Origin of the sequence: Phenylobacterium sp. (genome assembly GCF_041691455.1) — a bacterium.
Taxonomy (GTDB): Bacteria; Pseudomonadota; Alphaproteobacteria; order Caulobacterales; family Caulobacteraceae; genus Phenylobacterium.
In genome coordinates this window covers 1-10,597 of sequence record NZ_JBEPUO010000052.1, presented here as the reverse complement: position 1 = coordinate 10,597, position 10,597 = coordinate 1, and the positions used below count along the sequence as shown (strand labels likewise).

The 10,597-nt window shown below is 67.7% G+C and carries 10 protein-coding genes; 3 read left to right on the top strand and 7 right to left on the bottom strand.

Going from position 1 to position 10,597, the window contains the following annotated elements; translation table 11 throughout:
* Positions 1-234, bottom strand: a 234-nt coding sequence (locus ACESMY_RS22965; RefSeq protein ID WP_372786967.1) for a hypothetical protein, incomplete at its 3' end; no start/stop codon positions are given.
* A 125-nt stretch (positions 235-359) separates the two neighbouring features.
* Between ACESMY_RS22965 and ACESMY_RS22960 the strand changes: the two genes are divergently transcribed.
* A complete protein-coding gene (locus ACESMY_RS22960; RefSeq protein WP_372786925.1) occupies positions 360-1,184 on the top strand; it encodes a transglycosylase SLT domain-containing protein in 825 nt (274 codons plus the stop codon).
* An 82-nt stretch (positions 1,185-1,266) separates the two neighbouring features.
* Here ACESMY_RS22960 and ACESMY_RS22955 read toward each other — a convergent pair whose 3' ends face one another.
* The 3 genes from ACESMY_RS22955 to ACESMY_RS22945 form a co-directional block, all read right to left on the bottom strand.
* Positions 1,267-4,272 (bottom strand): TonB-dependent receptor plug domain-containing protein, encoded by a 3,006-nt coding sequence (locus ACESMY_RS22955; protein ID WP_372786926.1) that lies wholly within the window; start codon positions 4,270-4,272, stop codon positions 1,267-1,269.
* A gap of 250 nt (positions 4,273-4,522) precedes the next feature.
* Positions 4,523-5,719 (bottom strand): CaiB/BaiF CoA transferase family protein, encoded by a 1,197-nt coding sequence (locus tag ACESMY_RS22950; protein ID WP_372786927.1) that lies wholly within the window; start codon positions 5,717-5,719, stop codon positions 4,523-4,525.
* Positions 5,720-5,870: 151 nt separating this feature from the next.
* Entirely contained in the window at positions 5,871-6,245 is a 375-nt protein-coding gene (locus tag ACESMY_RS22945) for a response regulator (RefSeq protein ID WP_372786928.1), read from the bottom strand.
* A 285-nt stretch (positions 6,246-6,530) separates the two neighbouring features.
* On the opposite strand from ACESMY_RS22945, the gene ACESMY_RS22940 reads away from it, so the two are divergent.
* Both ACESMY_RS22940 and ACESMY_RS22935 read left to right on the top strand, forming a co-directional pair.
* Positions 6,531-7,679, top strand: coding sequence for a DUF2336 domain-containing protein (locus tag ACESMY_RS22940; protein ID WP_372786929.1), 1,149 nt, complete (start codon positions 6,531-6,533; stop codon positions 7,677-7,679).
* Between the two features lie 42 nt (positions 7,680-7,721).
* On the top strand, positions 7,722-8,519 hold the full coding sequence (locus ACESMY_RS22935) for an NUDIX hydrolase (protein ID WP_372786930.1): 798 nt from the start codon (positions 7,722-7,724) through the stop codon (positions 8,517-8,519).
* A 22-nt stretch (positions 8,520-8,541) separates the two neighbouring features.
* On the opposite strand, the gene ACESMY_RS22930 is transcribed toward ACESMY_RS22935, so the two are convergent.
* The 3 genes from ACESMY_RS22930 to ACESMY_RS22920 form a co-directional block, all read right to left on the bottom strand.
* On the bottom strand, positions 8,542-9,027 hold the full coding sequence (locus ACESMY_RS22930) for an Hpt domain-containing protein (RefSeq protein WP_372786966.1): 486 nt from the start codon (positions 9,025-9,027) through the stop codon (positions 8,542-8,544).
* Between the two features lie 105 nt (positions 9,028-9,132).
* Positions 9,133-9,915 (bottom strand): NAD kinase, encoded by a 783-nt coding sequence (locus tag ACESMY_RS22925; protein WP_372786965.1) that lies wholly within the window; start codon positions 9,913-9,915, stop codon positions 9,133-9,135.
* A 61-nt stretch (positions 9,916-9,976) separates the two neighbouring features.
* Entirely contained in the window at positions 9,977-10,591 is a 615-nt protein-coding gene (locus ACESMY_RS22920; protein ID WP_372786964.1) for a DUF2336 domain-containing protein, read from the bottom strand.
* Positions 10,592-10,597: the final 6 nt, after the last annotated feature.

The window sequence follows — 10,597 nt, the reverse complement described above, 5'->3', positions numbered from 1 at the left end:
GACCAGCAGGCGCAGGCTCAGGTCCGCGACCAGCAGCGCGTCCAGGCCGAGGCCCAGCGCGCCCAGCGGGACGCCGGACGCCAACAGGCCCAGCAAGCCGTCCGCACCGCCCAGGCCCAGCAGGCTCAGCAGGCCCAGGCGCAGGCCCATCAGGCCGAGGCCGCGGCGCAGCACGCCCAGCAGGCGGCCGCCCAGGCCCAGCACGCTCAGCAGGCCGCCGCACAACACGCCCAAGCCGCCGCCCAGCATCCGGACAAGGGCAAGGATAAGGACAAGCCGGACAAGTAGCTGGCCGCCTGCATCGCCCGATCGTCGGGATGGTTAGCGCTGCGTTAACCATGACCGTTCAGGACTCCGATATGGCGATCGAGGGAATCCGTGGCGTAGTGGAGGCGGCGATCCAGCGCGCCTCCCAGGCGACGGGCGTCGACTTCTCGTTCCTGATGAAAACCGCGGGCCGTGAAAGCGGCATGAACCCGGGCGCCAAGTCTGGAGCCTCCTCGGCCGCCGGCCTTTTCCAATTCGTCGAGCAGACCTGGCTGTCGACGCTCAAGCTGCACGGCGCCAAGCATGGCTACGCCCGCTATGCCGAACTGATCAACAAGGGCTCCGACGGCCGCTATCATGTGTCGGGTGAAGAGGCGCGCCGCGCCGTGATGGACCTGCGGCTCGACCCGCACGCCTCGTCGCTGATGGCCGGCGAGCTCACCTCGGACTCGGCGGCCTATCTGAAGGGCCGCACCGGCCGCGCGCCGACCGCCGGCGAGCTCTACGCCGCCCACTTCCTGGGGCCGCAGGGCTCGGCGAAGCTGATCGAGGCCGTCCAGTCGCGGCCGGACGCCACGGCGGCCCAGCTCTTCCCCGATGCGGCCCATGCCAACAAGGCGATCTTCTACCGCGACGGCCGCGCGGCCACCGTCGGCGAGGTCTACGCCAACCTCACCAAGGTGGCGGGCTCCGCACGGCCGATGGACACGCCGGCCCCTGCGCCCTCGCCGGACGGCGGCTTCATCCAGTACGCCTCGGCGCGCAACGCCGACCACCAGCGCCAGCAGGAGGAACTGATCTCGCTCATCCTGCGCGGCACCCAGCCCAGCGACCAGATGGGCGTAGGCAGCCGGCTCGCCGGCTCGATGTTCACCACCGAGATGCTGAAAGTGCTGTCGGACAGCCGCAAGGGCTAGAGGCCCCGGCGCCCGGTCCCGACGGAATCAAAAAGGGCCGGCCCGCGAGGACCGGCCCTTCTCGATTTCCGTGTCGTCCGTCCTAGAGGCGGATCTTCACGCCCGCGAAGAAGAAGCGGCCGAGGTCGTAGGAAACGTCCTGGCCGGTGCCGATCGTCACGAACGGCGGCTCTTCGCCGAACAGGTTGTTCACGCCGCCGAAGATCTCCGTGCCATCCAGCCGGCCGCTGAGCCGATAGCGGGCCGTCAGGTTGTGGTAGAAGGTCGCCTCGGCGAACGGAATGTTCCGCGATTCCGAGTGGTCCGCCGCCGTGGGATCGCGATTGAACAGCGCACCCTTGCCGATATAGCGCGTCTGCCACGTGAGAGTGACTGGCCCCTGGCGATAAGTCAGGTCGGTCAGGAACTTCAGGTGCGGGGTGCCTTCGTCCAGGTTGCTGGACACCACGCCTTCGAGGATGTGCACGTTCGTCGGGTCGTTCTGGAACGGGAAGTTCCGAAGATGCGAGACGAAATCGCCGGTGAAGTTGAAGGACATGCGACCGTCCAGCGCCTGGGTCATACGCCAACGGCTGGTGAGCGGCGAGACGTCGGTCGAGTAGGTGACCTGCAGCTGGTAGCCGTCCGTCTCCAGCTTCGACGCGTTCACGTAGGTCGTGCTGACGAAGTTGATGTTCTGATCGTTCCCGCGGCGCAGCAGACTGCAGAAGTTCGCATCGAGGCCGGCCGCTGAGCCGAAGCAGTTGTTGATGACGTCCTGCGCCTGCACCAGGCTGATCGCGTTCTTGATCTTGATCGAATAGTAATCGAGCGTGATCGCCAGGTTCGGAATGATCGGCGGCTGGAAGACGATGCCCCCGGTGTAGCTGATCGACTTTTCCGGCTCCAGGTTGGGGTTGCCGGAGGACACGCCGGTGATCGAGGCGTTGGTGTTGGCGTTGAAGCCCACCGGGATCCCCGCCGTCGCGCAGTTCTTGGCGTAGTTGACGTTGTTCTGGATGTTCTCGGTGCTGCACGGGTCGGTGATGTTGAAGAAGCCCGAGCTCGACGGCAGGAACGCCTCGGTGATGTTCGGCGCCCGGATGGCCCGCGAATAGGTGGTGCGCAGCTTGATCCACGAGGTCGGCGCGTAGATGCCCTCGAACTTGTAGGCGCCGACATTGCCGACGGTCGAATAGTTCGCGCCGCGGTAGGCCGCGTCGAGGGTCAGTTCTTGCAGGAGGGGCGCGAAATCCTTCAGGACCGGAAGGTTCACCTCGATGTAGCCTTCGGAGACGTGGTAGCCGCCCGCCGAGTTGCTGGCCAGGTTCTCGGTGTTGCCGGCGATCACGAAGGGATCGTTGGTCTCCTTGGTGTGCTCCTTGCGGTATTCCGCGCCGACCGCCACGCCGATCGGGCCGCCCTGCAGGTTGAAGAAGCGGCTGGTGTCGAACCTGCCGTTCAGGCTGGCGACCTGCTGGGTGAGCGCGTCGTCGGTCGAGAAGGCCCCGAAGGAATAGGCCAGCGCCGCGGCGCTGTTGGTCAGGGCCGGCGAACCGAACGGATTGTAGGGCACGCAGGCAGCGCGGTTGATCGCGCCCGATCCGATCCCGGTCTGCGGGGCCGAGGGCACATTGATGCGGCAGGCGGGCCGGCCGGTCGCCGGATCGATGACCGAGTCCAGCGCCGCATCGAAGTTCTGGGTGATCTCCAGGCTTTGATTGGTCAGATGGGTGTCGGTCTCGCCGTAGTTGAGCGCCGCGTCCCAGTTGATGGTGGCGAACTTGGCGTCGAAGTCGCCGCCGATGCCGGCGACCACGCGGTAGGTCCGGCGGCGGACATCCTGGCCGCGGCCGGCGTTCAGGAACTTGCCGATGAACGGGTAGTCGGCTGGATCGATGCCGGCCAGGCCTGCTCGGAGTTCCGGGCTGATGAAGGCGTTGTCGGGCGCCAGCTGGAAGTCGCCGAACGAGAAGGACGGCTGCACGACGTTGCTGACATCGGTCTGCACGAACTTCGCATCGACGAAAGCGCGGAAGTGCGGGGTCACGTCGAAGTTGGCCCGGATCGACCCGCCCTTGGATTCGATCGGCGAAGCCAGCTGGGTAAAGTCGTCAGGGAAATAGCAGTCCGGGCAGTTGGCCGGCAGCTGGGCGAAGGCGAAGCTGTTGAAGCCCGTACGCACCGGGATCGGGACGAGGTGGCCGTTCTTGTCGAAGGAGAACTGCGGCGCGAAGGTGTTGGCGTTCAGGAGCACGCCGTTGGGAGTGACCAGGTCGCTGCCGATGTTCGGGACGTAGATCGTGTCCGGCTTGCCGTCGTTCTTGATCGAGGCCCCGCTGGAATAGAAGGCCGGATCGAAGCTCGCCGGATTGATGTCGTTGGGGTTGGTGATCCGCCCATAGTTGTGGGCGGCCTTGAGCTGATTGGCTTCGACCGCGTCTTCCTTGCTGTAGTAGCCGGTGACCGCGATGTTCAGCCGGTCGTCCAGGAAGGTCTTGCCGGCGGTGAGCGAGGCGCTGCGCTTGGCGCCATAGCCGCCTTCGTTGTCGCCGTACTGGGCGTCGGCCTGGAAGCCGTCGAACCTCTTCTTGAGGATGATGTTCACGACGCCGGAGACGGCGTCGGAGCCGTAGATGGCCGAGGCGCCGCCGGTGACAACCTCCACCCGGTCGACCAGGGCCGGCGGGATGGAGTTGATGTCGACCGCGTTGGTCGTGAGGTCGCCCGCCACGTGGCGCTGACCGTCCACCAGAACCAGGGTGCGAGACAGGCCGAGGTTCCGCAGGTCGATCGAGCTGATGCCCGCGCCGTTGGCGAAGTTGTTGGAATTGGCGCGGACCGTGCCGGTGAAGCCCATGGCCGGCAGCGAGGTGATGATGTCACCCAGGCTCTGCGGGCCGGCGTTCTCGATGGTCTGCGTCGATAGCACCGCGACCGGGGTCGCCTGCTCCAGGTTCGGCCGCGGGATCCGCGAGCCGGTCACCACCAGCTCGCCCACGGTGGCCGGCGTCGGCACCGCCTGAGCCCAGGCTCCGCCCGCCATCGCCAGGCCGGCGAGAAGCGTCGTGCTCAGCAGGGCGCCTTTTTTGGTCGTATTGGTGCGCATAGGTACCTCTCCAAAGCGAATCCCGAGCCCTTCGCGCCGGAATTCGTTGTCGAGGCTTCGTCGCAGCGAGAGCCGCATCTCGCCATAACAAAATCATAAATTACCCGTCAAAGTGTCACACTGTGTCCGGAGTAACACGGCTACCGGGTGCTATTGCGACACGAAATCGGGCCGAAACACCGCTCAGAGGGTGTATTCTTCCCTTGGTGTCTGGGACCCGACACGACGCCTTGGCGCGGCGGCACGGCCCTCAGGCGGCGGCTTCGGCCTTGAAAATCGCCTCGATCTCGTCCTGCGAATAGCCGATCTCGGCCAGCACCTCGCGGGTGTGCTCCCCCAGGGTCGGCGAGCGCGGCCGCACCGTGGCGTCGGCGCCCGGGAAGCGGGCCGGCGCGGCCGGGGAGGGGAAGGTCCCGCCCTCGCCATCCTCGACCTGGACGATCGCGCCGGAGGCCATGACCTGCGGGTCGGCGGCGACCTGGGCCGGCGTCTGCACCGGCGCCCAGGCCATGTCGGCGGCGTCGAGCTTGGCGGCGATCTCGTCGAACGGCATGGCGGCGAACGCCTTGTCGAATTCGGCGACCAGCATGGGACTGTTTTCCCGCCGCGCCTTGCCGGTGGCGAAGCGCTCGTCGTCGATCAGGTCCGCGCGGCCCGCGATGGTGGCGAAATCCGGCCAGTCCTGGGCGCCGCGCCGCGGGTTGTGCACGAACCAGCGCTCGTCGCTGCTCTTGTAGAAGGTCGAGAGGGGGTTGAGCGGCAGGTTGCGAGGTCGGTTGGACGCCAGGCGGCCGAACCGCAGCTGCACCGCCAGGTCCGAACCCACGGTGTAGACGCCGGTGGCCAGCAGCGAGGTCTGCACCATCCGGCCCTTGCCGGTCTGCTCGCGCTCGTAGAGGGCGGCGAGGATCGCAGAGACGGTGGCCAGCGCGGTGATGTGGTCGCCGAAGCCGGAGCGCAGCATGAAGGGGTCCATCCCCTTGGGCGCGGTCATGTTGGCGACGCCGGCGCGGGCCCAGAAGGCGGTGACGTCGAAGCCCGGCTTGTGGGCGTCAGGGCCTTCCAGGCCGTAGCCGGTCACCAGGCAATAGACGAGCCGGGGATTGGCCTCGCGGATGGTCGCCTCGTCGAGGCCGGCGCGCTTCAAGGCCGCGGGGCGGACGTTGGTGATGAAGACGTCGGCGGTGGCGGCCAGGCGGGCCAGGGCCTCACGCCCTTCGCGCTTGCCGACGTCAAGCACCACGGCGCGCTTGCCGCGGTTGTCGAGATCGAAGGTCGGGTTGCTGGCCAGCTCGGTCTTGAGGTCGGCGAAGACGTGGCGCATGGAATCGCCGCCCGGGCGCTCGACCTTGATCACGTCCGCGCCCCAGTCGCCGAGAATGCAGGCCGCGCCGGGGGCTGCGATGTAGGAGGCGAATTCGACGACCTTCAGGCCCTTCAGCAACACTTAGCGTCTCCCGGCTTTTCACCCATGCTAGAGCATCGCAGCCCAGGGAGGGGAAGGGCTATTCTAGCCCTGCGCCAACATGGCGATCACCACGGCCAAACCGTAGCTGGCCACGCCCGCGGCCAGGACCGCGATGCGCCAGAACGCCACGCTAGGCCGCCTCAAGACGGATCACCCGGGCGAGCGCCGCGGCGAGCTGGTGGGGGCGGAACGGCTTGGCCAGGAATTCCGAGCGCGGCACGCCCCGCGCCGCGTGGCTGCCGGCCGCGGTGCCCGACACGAATACGACGGCCAGATGCGGATAGGCGACGCGCGCCCGCTCGGCGACGTCGAAGCCGTCCGGACCGGGGCCCAGGTCGATATCCGTCACAAGCGCGCCGAGGTATCGATGACGATTGAGGGCTTCGAAAGCGGCCTCGGCACAATATACGGATTGCACGCAATAGCCGATTTCTTCCAATGCCTCACGGGTGTCGCAGTTGAGAATAAAGTCATCTTCTATTAATAGAATTTCTGAATTACACATAACTTATTTCCCCACCCGACATAACAACCGATAGGAGGCGATTTGTTTCCATTCAACTTGAAATAGGCCGAAAATATATTTGACTATGTGTTCGAATATTGTTCGAGCTCTACCGTGGAGTTCCTCTTTTCTGTGCGGCGCTGCGGCGGCAAAGCAGCGCGGTCTGCCGAAAATCCTAATCCACAGATTCGGCGGCAACCCTCCGTTAAGCGTGGCAGCGGACAGTCAGACTCGTGGGATTCCGAAGTCAGGGGTGAGTTCGGGTCCCGGGGATTGTTCAAGTCGATGTCGACGACGCGGTCAGCGCTGACGGACGAGGATATCCGTACGCTGGTGAAGGGCGCGACCGCGACCGAGCGCGCCGCCGCCGCGAACAAGCTGTGCCGCACCATCGACACCGCCCCGCTCTCCGACGAGGACCGCGAAACCGCCGCCGAGATCCTGCGGGTCATGGCCGCCGACGCCGCCGAGCTGGTGCGCAAGGCGCTGGCGGTGACGCTGAAGGACTCGCCCCTGGTGCCGCGCGACGTGGCGCTGAAGCTCGCCCGGGACGTGGAGAGCATCGCGCTGCCGATGCTCAACTGCTCGCCGGTGTTCACCGACGACGATCTGGCCGAGATCGTGCGGCTGGGCGGCCCGGTCCGCCAGCTGGCGATCGCGCGCCGGCCGATGCTGTCGCGCACCGTCACCGGCGCCATCGCCGAGCACGGCGGCGAGCGCGCCGTGGCCGCGGCCTGCGCCAACGACAACGCCGACTTCGCCGAAGCCGCCCTGCAGGAGGTGCTGGTCCGCTTCGACAAGCACGACAAGATCCTGACGGCCGTCGCCTACCGCAAGGTCCTGCCGCTCTCGGTGAGCGAGAAGCTTGTCGCCCTGGTCGGCGACCAGGTGCGCGATCACCTGATCGCCCATCACGGCGTGGCGGCGGAGACCGCGCTCACCGTCGCGATCGGCGCCGCCGAGCGGGCGACGGTCGACCTCGTCGACCAGGCGGGGCGCACGGCCGACGTGCGCGGCTTCGTGAGCCATCTGGTGTCCTCGCAGCGCCTCAGCGCATCGCTGTTGCTGCGGGCGCTGGCCAACGGGCACATGACCTTCTTCGAATGGGGCGTGGCCGAGCTCGCCGGCGTGCCGCACCATCGCACCTGGCTGATGATCCACGACGCCGGGCCCCTGGGCCTTCGGGCGATCTATGAGCGCGCCGGCCTGCCGGCCCGGCTGTTCCCCGCCTTCCGAGCAGCGGTGGACACCTTCCATTCCATGGAATTCGACGGCGGCGCCCGCGACCTGGAACGCTTCCAGGAACGCATGCTGCAGCGCTTCCTCACCCAGCCGCAGTCCGCCGCCCGCGAGGACGTCGACTACCTGCTCGACAAGATGGACGAGATCTCCCGCGAGGCTCGCGCCGAGGCCGGGGTGGCTCAGCGCGCCTAGCGTCAACTTGCGCCGCGGCGCCGCGCGCCCCAAGCTTGGCGGATGAGCGAAGCCCCGACGTCCCCCAAGACCCCCGCCGAGATCAAGCCCGCCGCGACGATCCTGCTGTTGCGGGATGACCCGGTTTTCGAGGTGCTGATGGTCAAGCGCCATCACCAGATCGACTTCGCCTCGGGCGCGCTGGTGTTTCCGGGCGGCAAGAGCCATCAGGGCGACCACGACCCGGCCTGGGCCGACCATGTGCTGGGCTGGGAGGCCTATGACGCCGAACAGCGGGGCCTGCGCATCGCCGCCGTGCGCGAGGTGTTCGAGGAGGCCGGCATCCTGCTCGCCAGGCGGCGCGACGGCCAGCCCATGAGCGGCGAGGCCTGCCCGATGGAGGTGCGCCTGGCGGTGGACGCCGGGACCACGGCCTTCATCGACGTGGTGCGCGACCTGGAGGCGCAGCTCGACCTCTCGGCCCTGACGGTGTTCGCCCGCTGGATCACCCCGCCGCTGACGCCCAAGCGCTTCGACACCTGGTTCTATGCGGTGAGCGCGCCGGCCGAGCAGCTGGCCGCCTGCGACGGACGCGAGACGGTGGACGCCGAATGGATCGCGCCGGCCGAGGCGCTCAGGCTGGCCGCGGCGGGCGAGCGCAAGGTGATCTTTCCGACCCGGATGAACCTGCAACTGCTGGCCGAGGCGAGCGGCGCGCAGGACGCGGTGGCGCGCGCGGCGGCCAGGACGTTGGTCACCGTGCTGCCGCAGATCCAGGAGCGGCCGGCCGGCCGCGTGCTGGTGCTGCCGCCCGACGCCGGCTACGGCGTGGTCGAGGAGTCGATCGAAAACGTGATGTAGAACGAGGAGTTGGCGGTGACTCTTAGCCCGCCATCGTCTTGACGCGGCGCTCGAGCTCTTCGACCAGAACGCGGCCGACCGGATGCTCGTCCGACCTGATGTCGTCGCGCACGGCGGCCTTGATCGCGTCGATGTGGGCGTCGACCAGTTCGAGCGGCGTCGAGGCGCGCTTGTCCTTGTCGTCGATCAGCCGGCAGAGCGAGCCGGCGATGCGGGTGATCAGCTGATAGCCGTAGGTGGTGCCCAGGCCCTTCAGGTCATGCGCGCGGAGATAGAGGTTCTCCATGGTCTCGACCGTGACCCCGGCGTCCTTGATCTGCTGGCGGGCGGCTTCGAGCTTGACGATTTCGTCCTGTAACCAGGCGCCGAAATTGCCCGCCAGGCTTTTCAGGGCGGCTTCCGCCTTGGCGATGGCCGCGGCGTCGATCGCGCCAAGGCGGCCGCCGCCGGCCTTCAAGCGAAGCTGCGTCGGCGCCGGGATCACCTGACTTGGATTTTGTTGGCGCACGGAAGCCCCCTTGATTGTCGCGGCCACGATATGCGCAACCCGTTAACAACGGGTGATCCGCAACCTGTGGTTTCCAGACGGTTTTCTGACCGATGATCGAGGCGGCTAGCCGGAAAACTGCTCGGCCAGCACGCGTTCCTCCAGGCTGCGGCCGGCGTCGAACAGCATGGTCAGGCCGATCTCGCGGTCCTCGGCGATCTCCACCTTGGTGACGTCGCGCACCTCGAAGTTATCGGCCACGGCGCTGACCGGGCGCTTGTCGTCCTCAAGGATATCGAAGGCCACCTTGGCGGTGTGCGGCAGCAATGCCCCCCGCCAGCGGCGGGGCCGGAACGCGCTGATCGGGGTGAGCGCCAGCGCTCGGGCGTCCAGCGGGATGATCGGCCCGTGCGCCGAGAGGTTGTAGGCGGTGGAGCCAGCCGGCGTCGACACCAGCACCCCGTCACAGACCAGCTCGGCCAGCCGCACCTTGCGATCGATGGAGATGCGCAGCTTGGCGGTCTGGCGGGTCTGGCGCAGCAGGCTGACCTCGTTGAAAGCCAGGGCTTCGTGGAGTTCGCCGGAGACGTGGGTGGCGCGCATCCGCAAGGGATGGACGACCGCCCGTTCGGCGGCGTTGATCCGCTCCAGTAGGTCGTCCTCGGAATATTCATTCATCAAGAAACCCACCGAGCCGCGGTTCATGCCGTAGATGGGCGCGCCGTCGGCGATGTGGCCGTGCAGGGTTTCCAGCATGAACCCGTCGCCGCCCAGCGCCACCACGACCTGAGCCTGGTCGGGTGCAGCGTCGCCATAGCGGGCGGCGAGGCGGGCGCAGGCTTCCTGCGCCTCGGGCCGGTCGCTCGCCACGAAGGCGAGGCGGGTCAGTATGGTCTCGGCCTTGGACATCACCGGGAAAAGCGGGCGCCGTCGGCCCGTTGTCAAACCAGCCTGGCCAAAGCCCGCGGGCTCAGATCGACTTCGCGGCCTGGCGGAAGGCCGCGCCAGCCACCTGTGGCGTCACCGGCCCGAAGGCGCCGGAGGCCCGCCGGGCGCTGTCGGCGCCGCCGGAAGGACGGCCGTCGTTCAGATCGCGCACCATGGTCAGGATGGTCGGGAAGACGCTGCGGTCGATGCCCACCGCGGCGCAGGCCAGGCCCAGCAGCTCCGGACGGTCGGAATCGATAGCGCGGCGGATGTGGTCGGCCTCGAAGCGGCCGAGCATGGCCAGCGTCGTGCAGAACAGCGACAGGCGGCCCTCGCGCAGCGCGCGGACCAGGTAGCCGGGCCGCAGCTGGCCGGCGGCGTGCAGCTTGTCGATCAGCCGCCGCTCCATGGCCTCGCGCTCGTCCTCACGGGCGACGATCATCAGGCCCTTGCCCTCGGTGACCCCGGCGTGGGCCTCGGCGACGGCGCCGGCCAGGGCGGCCTCGATGTCCTTCGCTTCGAACCGGAAGCGTTCGGTGAGCGCCGCGCGCAGCGCCTGGCCCACCCAGACGTAGAGCTGTAGGGCCAGCTCGCCGGAGAGTTTGGGATGCCGCGCCAGCGGCGAGCGCCAGAAATTGGGAATTTCTGAAAGGATCAATTACAA

Bases quoted from the DNA above. Each gene is read 5' to 3' on its own strand.
- ACESMY_RS22960 (WP_372786925.1), top strand. From the start codon at position 360: ATGGCGATCGAGGGAATCCGTGGCGTAGTGGAGGCGGCGATCCAGCGC.
- ACESMY_RS22955 (WP_372786926.1), bottom strand. From the start codon at position 4,272: ATGCGCACCAATACGACCAAAAAAGGCGCCCTGCTGAGCACGACGCTT.
- ACESMY_RS22945 (WP_372786928.1), bottom strand. From the start codon at position 6,245: ATGTGTAATTCAGAAATTCTATTAATAGAAGATGACTTTATTCTCAAC.
- ACESMY_RS22940 (WP_372786929.1), top strand. From the start codon at position 6,531: ATGTCGACGACGCGGTCAGCGCTGACGGACGAGGATATCCGTACGCTG.
- ACESMY_RS22935 (WP_372786930.1), top strand. From the start codon at position 7,722: ATGAGCGAAGCCCCGACGTCCCCCAAGACCCCCGCCGAGATCAAGCCC.
- ACESMY_RS22925 (WP_372786965.1), bottom strand. From the start codon at position 9,915: ATGTCCAAGGCCGAGACCATACTGACCCGCCTCGCCTTCGTGGCGAGC.